This is a genomic window from Nocardioides luti (genome assembly GCF_014212315.1).
Classification (GTDB): domain Bacteria; phylum Actinomycetota; class Actinomycetes; order Propionibacteriales; family Nocardioidaceae; genus Nocardioides; species Nocardioides luti.
This window is the reverse complement of sequence record NZ_JACKXE010000001.1, coordinates 749,175-764,257: the sequence shown is the minus strand read 5'-3', so window position 1 is coordinate 764,257 and position 15,083 is coordinate 749,175. Positions and strand designations below refer to the sequence as shown.

Below are 15,083 nucleotides of genomic sequence, written 5' to 3'. Positions count from 1 at the left end.
CATGGCCGACACCGCGCAGCCGCCGACCAGCCCGCCGATCCGCGTCATGGTCGTCGACGACCACCCGATGTGGCGCGACGCCGTCGAGCGCGACCTGGAGGACGCCGGCTTCGAGGTCGTCGCCGTGGCGTCCAGCGGGGGCGAGGCGCTGGCCCGCTTCCCGGCCGCGCGGCCGCAGGTGGTCGTGCTCGACCTGCAGATCCCCGCCCCGAACGGCGTCGAGGTGACCGCCGAGGTGGTCCGTCAGGACCCGTCCGCGCGGGTGCTGATCCTCTCGGCCTCCGGCGAGCAGGGCGACGTGCTCGACGCGGTGAAGGCGGGCGCCACCGGCTACCTGGTGAAGTCGGCCTCCCGGGACGAGCTGCTCTCCGCCGTACGACGCGTGGCCGGCGGTGACACCGTCTTCACGCCCGGCCTCGCCGGGCTGGTGCTGGGGGAGTTCCGCCGGCTCGCGGACCCGACCACCGAGCCCGACACCTTCCACCCCGAGCTGACCGAGCGCGAGACCGAGGTGCTCAAGATGGTCGCGAAGGGGATGTCCTACAAGCAGATCGCCGAGCGGCTGGTGCTCTCGCACCGCACGGTGCAGAACCACGTCCAGAACACCCTGCGCAAGCTGCAGATGCACAACCGGGTCGAGCTGACCCGCTACGCGATCGAGCAGGGGCTGGACGACGACGATGACGAGTGACCCCGCCTCTGGTCCGGCGGGCGGTTCGCTGAACGGCCCGGTCAGCGGCACGTGGTTCGTCGTCGCGACCAGCCTGCCGTTCTGGCGCCGGCGCAGCGCGCCCGGCGTGACCTACGCGCCGCTGCCGGACGGGCGGGTGCTGGACGCCGTGCACTACCGCAGCCGCGGTGCCGACCGGCTGGTGCTCGGCGCCGACACCCCGGCGCCCGACGGCACCTGGCACTGGCGCGGGCTGACCCCGCTCACCCGGCTGACCTCCAGCACCTGGCGGGTGCTGGCCTTCGACGAGGACCCGCCCGAGGCGTGGGGCCGCTGGGCGGTGACCGCCTTCGAGAAGACGCTCTTCACCCCGGCCGGCGTCGACGTCTACTGCCGCGCCGAGCGGATCGGGGACGAGGCGCGGGCGGCGGCGATCGCCGCCCTCGGGGCCGACCCGGGGCTCGCGGGCTTCGTGCCCCGGCTCTTCGACCCGGCCCGGTGAGCGCCGCCTGGCGTCCGGCGACGGCCGGCGACGCGGCCGCGCTGCGCGACCTCGAGCGGGCCGCCAACCTCGCCTCGCTGGGGCACGTGTTCCCGCCGGACCGCTTCCCCTACCCCGACGACGCCGTCCTCGACCGCTGGCGACGCACGCTCGCCGAGCCCGGGGTGCGCGTGGACGTGGTGGACGACCCCTCGGGCGGGCTCGCCGCCGTGACGGCGTACGACGTCACGACGCTGCGGCACCTCGCCCTCCACCCGGACGCGTGGGGACGCGGCCTGGGCCGCCAGGCGGTCGACCGGGCGGTGGCGTCCGCGCGGGCGGCGGGGGAGCCCCGGGTCGTGCTCTGGTGCCTGCGCGAGAACCACCGCGCCCGCGGCCTCTACGAGCACCTCGGCTGGCGCGAGACCGGCGTTGTGCGTCGCGCCGAGTGGGTGCCGCACCCCGAGGAGCTGGAGTACGCCGTCGACACGGCCTGACCGCCGAGTCGGCGCATCTGCAGACGTGGAGGGTGCCGAGTCGGCGCATCTGCAGACTCGAGCCCGCGGGGCCTGCAGATGCGCCGACTCGGTCCGGTCCGCCACCACCGGCCGGACCGGGATGGGGGTCACCTAGGATCCCCGGATGGTCGAGAACCCGGGTCTCCTCGAGATCGCCGACGAGCTCTACGCGCTCGGGCTACCGGAGTTCACGCCGACGCGCGACGCCCGGGCCAAGGCGCTCAAGGCCGACGACAAGGACCTCGCCGCCCGGCTGAAGGCGTTGAAGAAGCCGTCGGTCGCGGCGTGGGTGGTCAACGCGCTCGTGCGCCACGAGGCCGAGCAGGTCGAGCAGGTGCTGGCCGTGGGGGCCGCCCTGCGCGAGGCCCAGGCCAACCTCGACGGGGACGAGCTCCGGGCGCTGACCCGGCAGCGGCGGCAGCTGACCGCGGCCGTGACGACCCGGGCGCGGGCGCTCGCCGGCGAGCTGGGCGTCAAGGTGACGACCGCGGTGTCGGACCAGGTCGAGGCGACGCTGACCGCGGCGATGGTCGACGAGGAGTGCGCGCGGGCGGTCCGCAGCGGTCTGCTGGTGGCGGCCCTGACCAGCACCGGGGTGGAGGCCTCCGAGGTGGCCGGGGCGGTGGCGCTGCCGGACGCGCTCGGCTTCGCGGCCACGGCTCGCGCGGCAGCCGACGAGCCGACGGGGCGCCCCGACCTCCACGTCGTGCCCGACCCCGAGGCGGACGCGAAGGCGCGTGCCGCCGCGCAGGCCGTGCTGGACGAGGCCGACGCCGACCTGGCCGAGGCGACGCAGGCCCGCGACGCCGCCGCGACCGAGGTCGAGGAGCTCGAGGCGCGCAGCATGCAGCTCCAGGCCGAGATCGACGAGCTCCGCCGCCGGCTGGCCGAGCTCGAGAGCAGCGCCGAGGAGGTCGACGACGAGCTCGCCGACGCCGAGGACGTGCGCGCGGAGGCCGACGACGCCGTCGCGCTCGCGACCACCCAGCGCGACGCGGCCGCGACCGCGCTGGCGCGGCTCGAGGACTAGCCGGGAGTCAGGCGGGGTCAGTCGGGCCGGCGGGCGAGCAGCGCCGCCTGGTCGTCGCGCTCGGACCCCACGGCCCGGCGCACCAGTCGCGCGACCTCGACCAGCCCCGCGTCGGCCAGCCGGGTGCCCATCTCGTCGGGGGAGGCGAGGTGGCGCTCGAGCACCACCTCGTGGCCGAGGGCGCGGTACGCCGGCGCCACGTCGCGCACGCCGGTCCCGGCCTGGAAGCCGACGAGCAGGTGTCCACCCGGCCGCAGCACCCGGGCCGCCTCGGAGAGGAGGGCGGACTGCTCGTCGGGCGGCGTGTGGATGGTGGAGTACCACAGCAGCACGCCGGCGAAGCTCGCGTCGGCGTACGGCAGCGCCCCCAGGGCGCCCACGACGTACGACGTCCCGGGCTGCGCCCGGCGGGCCATCGTCACCATCCCGTGCGACAGGTCCAGGCCGACGGTCCGAAGGCCGCGGCCGGCCAGGTGACGGCTCATCCGCCCGGTGCCGCAGCCGGCGTCGAGCACGAGCCCGTCCCCACCTGCGGCCCCCACCACCGCCTCGGCGAACGCGTCGACCATCGCCAGGTCGAGCGGCGTCTCCGCCCGGGTGTCGGGGAGCCGGGCGGCGTAGTCCGCGGCGACCGTGTCGTAGGCGTGCTGCACGCCCGCGGCGTCGAAGGGGCCGGCCGGCACTACAGCGTCGCCCAGCCCTTCGACCGCTCGACGGCCTCGATCCAGCGTGCGTGCCCGGCGTCGGCGGCCGCGCGGTCGCCGGCCGGGTCGAAGCGGCGGTCGAGCTGCCAGGTCTCGCGCAGGTCGTCGGTCGAGGACCACACGCCGGTGCCCAGCCCGGCCAGGAAGGCCGCCCCGAGCGCGGTGGTCTCGACGATCTTGGGCCGCTCGACGGCGACCCCGACCTGGTCGGCCTGGATCTGGCAGAGCAGGTCGTTCGCGCTCGCCCCGCCGTCCACGCGCAGGGTCGACGCGGAGCCGGGCTGGAAGCCGGGCACCGTCTCGAGCACGTCGCGGACCTCGAAGGCGATCGCCTCGAGGGTGGCGCGGACGATGTGGCCACGGGTGGTCCCGCGGGTCAGGCCGATGAGCAGGCCGCGGGCGTGCGGGTCCCAGTGCGGGGCGCCGAGCCCGGTGAGCGCCGGGACGAACACCACGCCCTCGGTGTCGTCCACGGTCGCGGCGATCGCCGCGGTCTCCGCGGCCGACCCGACGATCTGCAGCCCGTCGCGCAGCCACTGCACGGCCGCGCCGGTCACGAAAATCGCCCCCTCGAGCGCGTAGGTCAGCACCCCGTCGGGGGAGCGCCAGGCGGCGGTCGAGAGGAGCCCGGCGTCGGAACGCTCGAGCGTGGTGCCGGTGTTGGTGAGGATGAAGGACCCGGTGCCGTAGGTGCACTTCGAGTCGCCCTCGTCGAAGCAGGTCTGGCCGAACAGGGCGGACTGCTGGTCGCCGGCCACCCCGGCGATCGGCAGCGACAGGTCGCAGAACGACTTCGGGTCGCTGACCGCGATCTCGCCCCAGTTGGGCACCAGCTCGGGGAGCGCGTCGCGGGGGACGCCGAAGAGCGAGCACAGCTCGTCGGACCAGTCGCCGGTGGACAGGTCGAGCAGGAGGGTGCGGCAGGCGTTCGAGACGTCGGTGACGTGCCAGGTGCCGCGCGTCATCCGGGCGATCAGGTAGGAGTCGACGGTGCCGATCGCGTAGCGGCCGGACTGAACGAGGTCCCAGGTGCGCGGCTCGTGCTCGGCGAGCCACATCAGCTTCGTGCCGGAGAAGTACGGGTCCAGGCGCAGGCCGGTCAGCTCCCGGACGCGGTCCTCGTGGCCCTCGTCGCGCAGCCGCGAGCAGATGTCGGCCGTACGCCGGTCCTGCCAGACGATCGCGCGCCGCGGCGAGCCCAGGGTCTCGCGGTCCCAGAGCAGGATGGTCTCGCGCTGGTTGGTGATGCCGATGCCGCGGAGCTCGGACGCGTCGACCTTGCCCAGCACCTCACGGGTGGCCTCGAGGGTGGCCTGCCAGATCTCCTCCGGCGCGTGCTCGACCCAGCCGGGCCGGGGGAAGTGCTGGGAGAACTCCTGGTAGCCCTTGGCCGCGATCGTGCCCTCGGGCGTGACGACGACCGCGGTCACGCCGGTCGTGCCGGCGTCGATCGCGAGGATGCTCATGCCCGGTCCCCGTCCCGCTCGGCGTCGGCGGCCCGGAGCGCGGCGAGCACCTTCTCGTCGACCCAGGAGCCGTCGGGCGCGACCCGCATCTCGTAGTTCTCGGCACCCACCCAGGCGTGGAAGTCGCGGGCGCCGAGCGCCTGCGCGCGCTCCTCGAGCTCGCGCTCCAGGTCGGGGGTGACCGGCACCTGCTCGTCCTCGGTCGAGGCGGTGAGGTAGAGGTCGTTCAGGTCCAGGAGCCGCGTCAGCTCGGCCACCGGCCGGCCCCCGCACGTCGCCGCGTCGTCGACGCGCAGGTCGACGGCGATGTCGTCGAGCCCGCCGTACCCCGCTCCGTCGCGCACGACGAGGACCGCAGCCGACTGGCGCCCGCGCCGGTCGCCGCCGGCCTCGTCGCCGGCGGCCAGGGCCGCCAGAAGGCGCCGGGCCAGGGGGGTGTCCTCGCCGGAGGCGATCCAGGCCGCCTCCATCGCGTCGACGACCTCGGCGCCGACCAGGATGTTGCCCTGGATGGCGTAGCCGGGTCCGGTCACGCCGCCCGCCCAGTCCAGGCACGCGGGCCCGGTGTGGGTCGCGGCACCGCCCTCGACGTCGACGAGACCGACCTGGCGGTGGTCGCGGCCGTCGTCCTCCTCCAGCAGCCGCTGCAGGGAGACCTCCGCGGTCGCGCCGTCGTCGAGGTGCGAGAGGGCCAGGCCCTTGTAGGCGACGTTGGCCTCGGCCTGGGTCGCGATCGCGCCGACCTGGGCGACCGCGGCGGGCACCGCCGAGCCCACGGCCAGGAACTTCGAGGCGACGGCGACCCCCCAGGACTCTCCGTCAGCGGACCGGGCGACGATCGAGAAGGTCATGGCGGCAATCTAGTGCGGACCCGCGGCACGCCCGCGAGAAGATCGCGGAGATTCCCCCGTTGACGTCGTCGAGACGGCAAGATGTCCGGGTGCTCGAACGTCTCGGATTCCCCTCCGTCGGCACGCATCGTCGCTTCGTCGCGGCGATCGCGGTCGACGCCGTGGGCTCCGGCGTGTTCATGCCCATCTGCATCCTGTACTTCCTCGTCACGACCGACCTGAGCCTCGTGCAGATCGGCGCGGCGATCTCGCTGGCCTCCGCCGTCGCGCTGCCGGTCGGCCCGCTGCTCGGCGGCATCGTCGACCAGTACGGCGCGAAACGGGTGCTGCTCGCGGGCAACGTCCTGCAGGGGCTCGGCTTCGCGGCGTACCTCGTCACCGACACGTTCATCGGCCTGATCGTCTGGACGGTCGTGGTCACGGTCGGCCGCACGGCGTTCTGGGGCTCCTACGGCAACATCGTCGCGGCGATCGCGCTGCCGGGGGAGCGGGAGAAGTGGTTCGGCTTCCTCGGCGCGCTGCGCAACGTCGGCTTCGCGATGGGCGGGCTGGTCTCGGGCCTCGCGATCACGGTCGGCACGCAGACGGCGTACGCCGCGGTCGTCGTCGCGAACGCCGTCTCCTACGCGCTGGCGTTCCTGCTGCTGCTCGCGGTGCCGACGGCGGCCGCAACCGGCCACCTGTCCCACCCGGGGGCCTGGGGCGTGGTGCTGCGCGACCGTCCCTACCGCCTGCTCTTCGCGGCCCAGCTCACCTTCTCGACGGCGATGATGGTGCTGAACTTCGCGCTGCCCGTCTACGCCACCACGGTGCTCGACCTGCCCGGCTGGGTCACCGGGGCGATCTTCACGATCAACACGGTGATGGTCGGGCTCGGCCAGGGTCTCGTGGTGCGTGCGATGACCGGCGCGGTGCGCTGGCGGGTCCTGCTCCTGACCAACGCCGTCTTCGCCGGGTCGTTCCTCATCCTGCTGGGCGGCAGCCGGTTGTCGGCGGCGCTCGCGATCGTCGTGCTGCTCCTCGGGTCGGTCGTCTACACCGCCGGCGAGCTGCTCGGCGGCCCGGTGCACAGCGCCCTCGCGGCGGAGGCCGCGCCGGAGGCGCTGCGCGGCCGCTACCTCTCCCTCATCCAGCTCGCCTGGGGCATCGCCGGCACCGTCGCGCCGATCACCTTCGCCTGGCTGCTCGACCGTGGCGCCTGGGAGATCTGGTCGGCGATGCTCGCGATCTCGGTGCTGGGGGCGCTGCTGGCCGCCCGGCTCGGCGCGACCATGCCCGACGCCGCCCTGCGCGTCACCAACCGCTCCGTGGAGCCCAGCGGCGCCTGAGCCGCCCGTTCGTCCCGTGAACGGTGCTGGCCGCGGACCGGCCCGGGCACTACAGTCGTCACGCCCTTATGTGAACGATCCAATCCAGGAGTGGTCATGCGCGTCGGAGTTCTCACCGGAGGCGGGGACTGCCCCGGACTCAACGCCGTCATCCGGGCGGTCGTCCGCAAGGGCGTGCGCCAGCACGGCTTCGACTTCGTCGGCTACCGCGACGGGTGGAAGGGCCCCCTCGAGGGGCTGACCATGGAGCTCGGCGTGCAGCAGTGCCGCGGCATCCTGCCGCGCGGCGGCACCATCCTGGGCTCCTCGCGCACCAACCCCTTCGCGCTCGAGAACGGCGTGGAGCGGATCAAGGAGAACCTCGCCCGCGACGGCGTCGACGCCCTCGTCGCGATCGGCGGCGAGGACACCCTCGGCGTCGCCACGAAGCTCGCCGAGCTGGGCGTGAACGTCGTCGGCGTCCCCAAGACGATCGACAACGACCTCTCCGGCACCGACTTCACCTTCGGCTTCGACACTGCCGTCAACATCGCGACCGACGCCATCGACCGGCTGCACACCACCGCCGAGTCGCACCACCGCGTCCTCGTCGTCGAGGTGATGGGCCGGCACGCCGGCTGGATCGCCCTGCACGCGGGCATCGCCGGTGGCGCCAACATCGTGCTCATCCCGGAGCAGCCCTTCGACATCGAGGAGGTCTGCCGGCTCGTGCAGAGCCGCTTCGAGTCGCACTACGCCCCGATCCTGGTCGTCTCCGAGGGCGCGGTCCCGAAGGAGGGCGGCGACATGACGCTGGTCTCGGGGGAGCAGGACGCCTTCGGCCACGTCCGCCTCGGCGGGATCGGCGACCGGATCGCCTCCGAGATCGAGCAGCGCACCGGCGCCGAGGCCCGCGCGGTCGTGCTCGGCCACGTGCAGCGCGGCGGCACGCCGACGGCGTTCGACCGCTGGCTCGCCAGCCGCTTCGGCCTCCAGGCGATCGACGCAGTGGCCGACGGGGACTTCGGCACGATGATGGCGCTGCGCGGCACGAAGATCGTCCGGGTGCCGCTGAGCGAGGGCACCGGCGAGCTCAAGCTGGTCAGCCCCGAGGAGTACGCCGAGGCCGAGGTCTTCTTCGGCTGAGGAGATCGCCGACCGCTGCTGGCAGGCTGTTGGCAGGTTCTCTGGCACGATGAGGCGATCCCTTCACCTCGGAGACGGAGGCCCCTGATGGCCAGCAGCGCGACCGACACCCTCGACGTCAACGGGCCGGAGCCCGACCTCAAGCGGGTGATGGGGCCGAAGCTCCTGTTGCTCTTCATCGTCGGCGACATCCTCGGATCCGGCGTGTACGCCGTGACCGGCAAGCTCGCGGGACAGGTCGGCGGCATCGCCTGGCTGCCGTTCCTGGTGGCCTTCGCGGTCGCGACCCTGACCGCGTTCTCCTACCTCGAGCTCGTCACGAAGTACCCCCAGGCAGCCGGGGCCGCGCTCTACGCGCACAAGGCCTTCGGCATCCACTTCGTCACGTTCCTCGTGGCGTTCACCGTGGTCTGCTCGGGCATCACGAGCGCCTCGACCTCGTCGGGCCTGCTCGCCTCCAACCTCCTCATCGGTCTCGACGAGATCTTCCCGGGGGTGCCGACCGGTGACGCCGCCACGCTGATCGTGGCACTGCTCTTCATGGTGGTGCTCGCGCTGATCAACCTGCGCGGTGTCGGGGAGAGCGTGAAGTTCAACGTGCTGCTGACCATCGTCGAGATGGCCGCGCTGGCGATCGTCATCGTCATCGGCTTCGTCGCGATCGGCGGCGGCGACGGCGACGTCTCGCGGATCACGGTCTTCGAGAACCCCGACGAGAAGGGGCTGTTCGCGGCCGTCACGATCGCCACCGCGATCGCGTTCTTCTCGATGGTCGGCTTCGAGGACTCGGTCAACATGGTCGAGGAGACCAAGGACCCGGAGAAGATCTTCCCGAAGATGATGCTGACCGGCCTCGGCATCGCGGTCATCATCTACATGCTCGTGGCGGTCTCCGTCGTCGCGGTGATCCCGGCCGGCGACATCGCCACCCCGAAGAACCCCGAGGCCGGCATCCTCCTCGACGTCGTCCGCATCGGCGCCCCGGACCTGCCGATCGACAAGTTCTTCCCGTTCATGACGGTCTTCGCCGTCGCCAACACCGCCCTCATCAACATGCTGATGGCCAGCCGGCTGATCTACGGCATGGCCACGCAGGACGTCCTGCCGCGCACGCTCGGCAAGGTCTCGGCCAAGCGGCGCTCGCCGTACGCCGCCATCGTGTTCACCACGCTGATGGCGCTGGCCCTGATCGTGGTGGTCCGGCTGCAGGCCGAGAGCACCATCGTGGTGGCCCTGTCCGGCACCACGTCGCTGCTGCTGCTCGCGGTCTTCACCGTCGTCAACGTGGCCTGCCTGGTGCTGCGCCGCGACCCGGAGCGCGGCCGGTTCAAGGCGCCGACGGCGATCCCGGTGATCGGGGCGCTGGCGTGCGCCTTCCTGCTCGGCCCGTGGGCCCGGCTGGAGGCGGACTTCGTCCAGTACAAGATCGCCGCCGGCCTGCTGGCCCTCGGCATCGCGCTCTGGCTCGTCACCTGGCTGACCAACCGCGGCGTCCGCGCCAAGAAGACCGGCTTCCGCGACATCGAGCACCTCGAGGACTGAGGGCCGGGCACCCGTCACCACCGCGTCTCGGGCGCGGTCGCCGAGTTCGGGGCGACCGCGCCTGCCGCGTAGTCTGGATCGGTGAGCATTCCCGACCTCGCGGCCCTGCACGCCCTCGGACCCGCGCAGCAGCCGACGTACCCCGACCGGGGTGCCGTCGACGGCGCCGTGGCCCGCCTGCGCACCGCCCCGCCGCTGGTCTTCGCGGGGGAGTGCGACGACCTCAAGACCAAGATCGCCGCCGTCGCGCGCGGCGAGGCGTTCCTGCTGCAGGGCGGCGACTGCGCCGAGACCTTCGCCGGCGTCACCGCCGACAACGTCCGCAACAAGCTGCGGGTGCTGCTGCAGATGGCGGTCGTGCTGACCTACGCCGCCTCCGTGCCCGTCGTGAAGGTCGGCCGGATCGCGGGGCAGTACGCCAAGCCCCGCTCCAGCGACCTCGAGACGCGCGACGGGGTCACGCTGCCGGCGTACCGCGGCGACGCCGTCAACGGCTTCGACTTCACCCCCGAGTCCCGCGTGCCCGACCCGCAGCGGCTCGTCGACGTCTACAACTCCTCGGCCGCGACGCTCAACCTCGTCCGCGCGTTCGTCACCGGCGGCTACGCCGACCTGCGCCAGGTGCACACCTGGAACACCGACTTCGTCCGCGAGTCACCGGTCGGCCAGCGCTACGAGCAGATCGCCGGCGAGATCGAGCGAGCCCTGACCTTCATGCAGGCCATCGGCGCCGACCCCGACGAGTTCCACCGCGTCGACTTCCACTCCAGCCACGAGGCGCTCGTGCTCGAGTACGAGCACGCCATGACCCGCGTGGACTCGCGCACGAACACGCCGTACGACGTCTCCGGCCACTTCGTGTGGATCGGCGAGCGGACCCGCCAGCTCGACAACGCCCACGTCGAGCTGCTGAGCCACATCCGCAACCCCATCGGCGTGAAGCTCGGCCCCACGACGACGCCCGACGACGCCCTCGCGCTGGCCGCCAAGCTCAACCCCGAGAACGAGCCGGGCCGGCTGACCTTCATCACCCGCTTCGGCGCCGGCAAGATCCGCGACGGCCTGCCGCACCTGGTCGAGAAGGTGAACGCCGCGGGCGTCGAGGTCGCCTGGGTCTGCGACCCCATGCACGGCAACACCTTCGAGGCGAGCTCGGGCTACAAGACCCGTCGCTTCGACGACGTCATCGAGGAGGTCCAGGGCTTCTTCGACGTGCACCGCTCGCTCGGCACCTGGCCCGGCGGCGTCCACGTCGAGCTCACCGGCGACGACGTCACCGAGTGCGTCGGCGGCGGCGAGGAGCTGCTCGAGGCCGACCTCGGCGGCCGCTACGAGTCGGTCTGCGACCCGCGCCTGAACCGCGTCCAGTCGCTGGAGCTCGCGTTCCTCGTGGCCGAGATGCTCCGCAAGGCATGATCGACCTCCGCTCCGACACCCTCACCCGCCCGACCGCCGCGATGCGGCGCGCGATGGCCGACGCCGAGGTCGGCGACGACGTCTACGGCGAGGACCCGACCGTGCAGGCGCTGGAGGAGCGGGTCGCCGGGCTGTTCGGCCACGAGGCCGCGCTGTTCACGCCGACCGGCTCGATGGCCAACGTGCTCGCGGTCCGCTCGGTCGTGGCGCCCGGCCAAGAGGTGCTCTGCGAGTCGCGGGCGCACATCGCCCGCGCCGAGCTCGGTGCGCACGGCGCCTACTCCGGCGTCACCATGCGCACCTGGATCGACCCGCGCGGCCAGGTCGACCTGCCGGTGATCCAGTCGCTCTTCGCGCCGGACATGGGCCCGTTCTTCGTGGCCACGGCCGCGATCTCGGTCGAGAACACCCACAACTTCGCCGGCGGCGCGGTGCTCCCGGTCGACGACCTGCGCGACCTGCACGAGTACGCCGCCGGTGCCGGCGCGGCCGTGCACATGGACGGCGCCCGGATCTGGAACGCCCACGTCGCCACCGGTGTCCCGCTCGCGGAGTACGGCGCCTGCGCCGACGTCATGGCGGTCTGCCTGTCCAAGGGGCTGGGCGCCCCCGTCGGGTCGCTGATGCTCGGCACCGCGGACGCGATCGCGGAGGCGCGCATCTGGCGCAAGCGGATGGGCGGCGGGATGCGCCAGGTCGGCATCCTGGCGGCCGCCGGCCTGCACGCGCTCGACCACCACGTCGAGCGGCTGGCCGACGACCACGCGCACGCGCGGCTGATCGCGGAGGCCTGCGGGGTGGACCCGGCCTCGGTCGACACCAACATCGTCGTCGTACCCCGCTCCGACGCCGGCGACTTCGTGGCCGGTGCCCGCGAGGCGGGCGTGCTGGTCGCGCTGGTCGGTCCCACGGCGGTCCGCCTGGTCACCCACCTCGACGTCAGCCGCGAGGACTCCGAGCGGGCCGCGGCCGCGCTGGCCCGCCTCGCCTGAGAGCGGGCCCGAACCAGGTCAGGCGTCCCGACGTAGATTGCGGTATGACCAGATCGAAGCGGTGGTGCGTCGTCGCCGCCGTGACCCTCCTGGTCATCCTCGCCCCGCTGGCCTGGCGGGCGCTGCCCGCGGACGACGACCCGGTGAGCGCCGCCGACCTCGTCGCGCGGGTCCGGGCCTCGGACGGCCACGCCTACTCGGGGTTCGTCGAGTCGCAGGGTGCCCTGCAGCTGCCCGTCACCAGCAAGTTCACCGATGTCGGTGCGCTGGTGGGTGAGCGGACGCGGATGCGGGTCTGGTGGCGCGGCGAGCGCGCCTGGCGGGTGGACAAGCTGCTCGTGTCGGGGGAGACCGACCTCGTGCACGCCGACGCGCTGACGACCCAGTGGGACTACGAGGACGCCACGGCCCGTCAGTCGGTGGACCCGCAGATCCGGCTGCCCCGCACCGCGGACCTGCTGCCGCCCGCCTTGGGCCACCGGTTGCTCGAGGACGTCGACGCCGGCGACCTGGCCCGGTTGCCTGCGCGTCGGGTCGCCGGGCGGGACGCCCTCGGGCTGCGCCTCTCCCCGGGGGCGCCGCAGTCGAGCATCGACCACGTCGACCTCTGGGTGGACCGCGACACCGCGGTCCCGCTGCGGGTCGAGGTCTACGACGACGCGGGCGACCGCAACCCGGTCTTCGTCTCGCAGTTCCGCTCCTTCGACCCGGCCACGCCGTCGGTGGAGGACACCAGCTTCCGGGCACCGCCCGGCACCGACCTGTCCTTCGAGGAGGTGCTCGACATCGCGGACGCGGCGAACCAGTACGCCCCGGTGATCCCGCCGGCGACGGTCGGCGGCCTCGCGAAGTCGCCGGACGCGGACCGTGCTGTCGGGATCTACGGCACCGGCGTCACGCAGCTCATCACCATCCCGCTGCGGGACCGGGAGGCCGACCCGCTGCGCGAGCAGCTCGGCACGACGATCGGCTCGCACCTCGTCGAGGGCGGCACGGTGGTCGCCGTCGGGCCGCTGGGACTGCTGCTGACGGGGGCACCCGGCGACGGCGGTTGGCTGATCGCCGGCACCGTGACCGAGGAGACGCTCGTCCGCGCCGCGGCCGACCTGGCCAGCGGCACCCGCTACGTCGACGGAGCAGGCCGATGATCAGGACCCGTGGACTGACCAAGCGCTTCGGCCCCGTGACGGCCGTCCGGGACCTCGACCTCGACGTCCGCGAGGGGGACGTCTACGGCTTCCTCGGGGCCAACGGGTCCGGGAAGACGACGACCGTGCGGATGGTGCTCGGCCTGGTGCTCGCCACCTCGGGTGACATCGAGCTGCTCGGCGAGCCGATGCCGCGGTCGGCCCGGCAGGTGCTGCCCCAGGTCGGGGCGCTGGTCGAGGGTCCGGCGGCCTACGCCCACCGGTCCGGTCGGGCCAACCTCGCGCTCTTCGACGCGATGGACCGCGGCGGCCCCCGGGCCTCGCGCGCCCGGCGCGTCGACGACGTCCTGGACCGCGTCGGCCTCGGGGCCGTCGACGACCGTCCGGTCGCGGCGTACTCCCTCGGCATGCGCCAGCGCCTCGGCCTGGCCAACGCGCTGCTGCGCGGACCGCGCCTGCTCATCCTCGACGAGCCCACGAACGGGCTCGACCCGCAGGGCATCAAGGAGATCCGCTCGCTGCTGCTCGAGCTGAACGCCGCCGGCACGACCGTCTTCCTGTCCAGCCACCTGCTCGCCGAGATCGAGCAGATGTGCACCCGCGTCGGGGTCCTCGACGGGGGCCGGATGGTGCTGCAGGAGCAGCTCGACGACCTGCGCCGGGCCACCGGTCGGATCGTGCTGGAGACCCCCGACGTGGAGCGGGCGACGAGCGTGCTGGACGGCCGCATCGAGGTCAGCGACGGCCACCGCCTGGTGGTCCGGGGCGACGACCCCGCCGACCTCAACGCCACGCTGGTCGCCGCGGGCGTCCGGGTCACCGCGCTCGCCGAGGAGCGACGCACGCTCGAGGAGGTCGTGCTCGCCGCGACGAGCAACGGCTCGGACCGGTTCTCCCGCGCCGACGGACCCCCTTCTCCACCGGGCGACGCTGCGGCCGGGGTCGATGCCCCCGACGCCGCCGAGGAGGTCCGATGATCCTCGTCGAGCTCCGCAAGATGCTGGGGTCGCGGCGCACCTGGGCCACGATCCTGCTCATCGACGCCCTGCCGACCCTGGTGGCCGTGCTCCTCTCGCTCACCGACCTGGGGCCGCGACCCGGCACCGGGCCGGCCTTCCTGTCCGCCGTCCTGACCGACGGGACGCTCTTCCCGCTCGCGGCGTTGGCCATCGTGCTGCCGCTCTTCCTGCCGATCGCGGTGGCCGTCACGGCCGGGGAGGCGATCGCGGGGGAGGCGCAGAACGGCACCCTGCGCTACCTGCTGATCCGGCCGGTCGGCCGCACCCGCCTGCTGGTCGCCAAGCTCGTCGCGGTGATGGCGTTCGTGGTGGTCACGGTGCTGGTCGTCGCGGCCACGGCGTACGTCGTCGGCTCGTTGCTGCTCGGCCAGCAGGACGTCCTCGGCGGGCGGGCCGTCAGCGTCTCCGGCACCACGCTCAGCACCTCGGAGCTGGTCTTCCGCACGCTCATCGCCCTGGCCTACGCGATGCTCTGCATGCTGGGCGTGGCCGCGATCGCGCTGTTCCTGTCCACGGTCGTCGAGTCGCCGCTGGGCGCGGCGATGGGCACGATGGCGGTGCTGGTCGCGTCGACGATCCTGCTCACGCTCGACGCGGCGCACGGGATCCAGCCCTACCTGCCGACGCGCTACTGGCTCGCGTTCGTCGACCTCTTCCGCGACCCGATCCTGTGGCGCGACGTCGTGCGGGGCGTGCTGCTGCAGGTGGTCTACGTCGTGGTGTTCCTCGCCGCCGGGTGGGCGAACTTCGCGACCAAGGACATCACCGACTGACCTCCGCAGGCGGCGGTGCC

The 15,083-nt window shown here is 73.3% G+C and carries 15 protein-coding genes; 12 read left to right on the top strand and 3 right to left on the bottom strand.

The annotated features are described in order from the left end of the window. Nucleotide 1 precedes the first annotated feature (1 nt). The 4 genes from H5V45_RS03590 to H5V45_RS03575 all read left to right on the top strand — a co-directional run bounded on the left by H5V45_RS03590 (nt 2) and on the right by H5V45_RS03575 (nt 2,699). Nucleotides 2-691 (top strand): response regulator, encoded by a 690-nt coding sequence (locus tag H5V45_RS03590; RefSeq protein ID WP_221633896.1) that lies wholly within the window; start codon nt 2-4, stop codon nt 689-691. Then, nucleotides 681-1,172, top strand: a complete 492-nt coding sequence (locus H5V45_RS03585) for a hypothetical protein (protein WP_185251680.1) — start codon at nt 681-683, stop codon at nt 1,170-1,172. Before H5V45_RS03590 ends, H5V45_RS03585 begins: the two co-directional genes overlap by 11 nt. Beyond that, nucleotides 1,169-1,648, top strand: a complete 480-nt coding sequence (locus H5V45_RS22230) for a GNAT family N-acetyltransferase (protein ID WP_185251679.1) — start codon at nt 1,169-1,171, stop codon at nt 1,646-1,648. Before H5V45_RS03585 ends, H5V45_RS22230 begins: the two co-directional genes overlap by 4 nt. Nucleotides 1,649-1,793: 145 nt before the next feature. Further along, nucleotides 1,794-2,699: a hypothetical protein gene (locus tag H5V45_RS03575; protein WP_185251678.1), complete on the top strand. Its 906-nt coding sequence runs from the start codon at nt 1,794-1,796 to the stop codon at nt 2,697-2,699. Between the two features lie 17 nt (nt 2,700-2,716). On the opposite strand, the gene H5V45_RS03570 is transcribed toward H5V45_RS03575, so the two are convergent. The 3 genes from H5V45_RS03570 to H5V45_RS03560 are packed head-to-tail and all read right to left on the bottom strand — an operon-like array spanning nt 2,717 to nt 5,720. Continuing rightward, nucleotides 2,717-3,382, bottom strand: coding sequence for a class I SAM-dependent methyltransferase (locus tag H5V45_RS03570; RefSeq protein WP_221633895.1), 666 nt, complete (start codon nt 3,380-3,382; stop codon nt 2,717-2,719). Further along, nucleotides 3,382-4,869 carry a glycerol kinase GlpK gene (gene glpK, locus H5V45_RS03565; RefSeq protein ID WP_185251677.1) on the bottom strand — a complete coding sequence of 496 codons (1,488 nt, stop codon included), beginning with the start codon at nt 4,867-4,869 and terminating at the stop codon, nt 3,382-3,384. Before glpK ends, H5V45_RS03570 begins: the two co-directional genes overlap by 1 nt. Next, nucleotides 4,866-5,720, bottom strand: a complete 855-nt coding sequence (locus H5V45_RS03560) for a DUF1028 domain-containing protein (protein ID WP_185251676.1) — start codon at nt 5,718-5,720, stop codon at nt 4,866-4,868. The genes glpK and H5V45_RS03560 overlap by 4 nt, the downstream gene beginning before the upstream one ends. A gap of 89 nt (nt 5,721-5,809) precedes the next feature. On the opposite strand from H5V45_RS03560, the gene H5V45_RS03555 reads away from it, so the two are divergent. The 8 genes from H5V45_RS03555 to H5V45_RS03520 all read left to right on the top strand — a co-directional run bounded on the left by H5V45_RS03555 (nt 5,810) and on the right by H5V45_RS03520 (nt 15,063). Further along, nucleotides 5,810-7,048 carry an MFS transporter gene (locus tag H5V45_RS03555; RefSeq protein WP_343061401.1) on the top strand — a complete coding sequence of 413 codons (1,239 nt, stop codon included), beginning with the start codon at nt 5,810-5,812 and terminating at the stop codon, nt 7,046-7,048. Nucleotides 7,049-7,144: 96 nt separating this feature from the next. Continuing rightward, nucleotides 7,145-8,173 carry a 6-phosphofructokinase gene (locus H5V45_RS03550; protein ID WP_185251675.1) on the top strand — a complete coding sequence of 343 codons (1,029 nt, stop codon included), beginning with the start codon at nt 7,145-7,147 and terminating at the stop codon, nt 8,171-8,173. An 87-nt stretch (nt 8,174-8,260) separates the two neighbouring features. Beyond that, nucleotides 8,261-9,715 (top strand): APC family permease, encoded by a 1,455-nt coding sequence (locus H5V45_RS03545; protein WP_185251674.1) that lies wholly within the window; start codon nt 8,261-8,263, stop codon nt 9,713-9,715. 81 nt (nt 9,716-9,796) lie between these two features. Continuing rightward, complete coding sequence (locus tag H5V45_RS03540; protein ID WP_185251673.1) at nt 9,797-11,131, top strand: class II 3-deoxy-7-phosphoheptulonate synthase; 1,335 nt, start codon at nt 9,797-9,799, stop codon at nt 11,129-11,131. After that, entirely contained in the window at nt 11,128-12,123 is a 996-nt protein-coding gene (locus H5V45_RS03535; RefSeq protein ID WP_185251672.1) for a threonine aldolase family protein, read from the top strand. Before H5V45_RS03540 ends, H5V45_RS03535 begins: the two co-directional genes overlap by 4 nt. 44 nt (nt 12,124-12,167) lie before the next feature. Continuing rightward, nucleotides 12,168-13,271, top strand: coding sequence for a LolA family protein (locus H5V45_RS03530; RefSeq protein ID WP_185251671.1), 1,104 nt, complete (start codon nt 12,168-12,170; stop codon nt 13,269-13,271). Beyond that, nucleotides 13,268-14,248, top strand: a complete 981-nt coding sequence (locus H5V45_RS03525) for an ABC transporter ATP-binding protein (RefSeq protein ID WP_185251670.1) — start codon at nt 13,268-13,270, stop codon at nt 14,246-14,248. Before H5V45_RS03530 ends, H5V45_RS03525 begins: the two co-directional genes overlap by 4 nt. Continuing rightward, entirely contained in the window at nt 14,245-15,063 is an 819-nt protein-coding gene (locus H5V45_RS03520) for an ABC transporter permease (protein WP_185251669.1), read from the top strand. Before H5V45_RS03525 ends, H5V45_RS03520 begins: the two co-directional genes overlap by 4 nt. Nucleotides 15,064-15,083: the final 20 nt, after the last annotated feature.

Excerpts from the sequence above, each read along its gene's own strand:
- H5V45_RS03535 (WP_185251672.1), top strand. The coding sequence starts at position 11,128 with ATGATCGACCTCCGCTCCGACACCCTCACCCGCCCGACCGCCGCGATG.
- H5V45_RS03560 (WP_185251676.1), bottom strand. The coding sequence starts at position 5,720 with ATGACCTTCTCGATCGTCGCCCGGTCCGCTGACGGAGAGTCCTGGGGG.
- glpK (WP_185251677.1), bottom strand. The coding sequence starts at position 4,869 with ATGAGCATCCTCGCGATCGACGCCGGCACGACCGGCGTGACCGCGGTC.
- H5V45_RS03545 (WP_185251674.1), top strand. The coding sequence starts at position 8,261 with ATGGCCAGCAGCGCGACCGACACCCTCGACGTCAACGGGCCGGAGCCC.
- H5V45_RS03550 (WP_185251675.1), top strand. The coding sequence starts at position 7,145 with ATGCGCGTCGGAGTTCTCACCGGAGGCGGGGACTGCCCCGGACTCAAC.
- H5V45_RS03590 (WP_221633896.1), top strand. The coding sequence starts at position 2 with ATGGCCGACACCGCGCAGCCGCCGACCAGCCCGCCGATCCGCGTCATG.
- H5V45_RS03575 (WP_185251678.1), top strand. The coding sequence starts at position 1,794 with ATGGTCGAGAACCCGGGTCTCCTCGAGATCGCCGACGAGCTCTACGCG.
- H5V45_RS03525 (WP_185251670.1), top strand. The coding sequence starts at position 13,268 with ATGATCAGGACCCGTGGACTGACCAAGCGCTTCGGCCCCGTGACGGCC.
- H5V45_RS03585 (WP_185251680.1), top strand. The coding sequence starts at position 681 with ATGACGAGTGACCCCGCCTCTGGTCCGGCGGGCGGTTCGCTGAACGGC.
- H5V45_RS03520 (WP_185251669.1), top strand. The coding sequence starts at position 14,245 with ATGATCCTCGTCGAGCTCCGCAAGATGCTGGGGTCGCGGCGCACCTGG.
- H5V45_RS03530 (WP_185251671.1), top strand. The coding sequence starts at position 12,168 with ATGACCAGATCGAAGCGGTGGTGCGTCGTCGCCGCCGTGACCCTCCTG.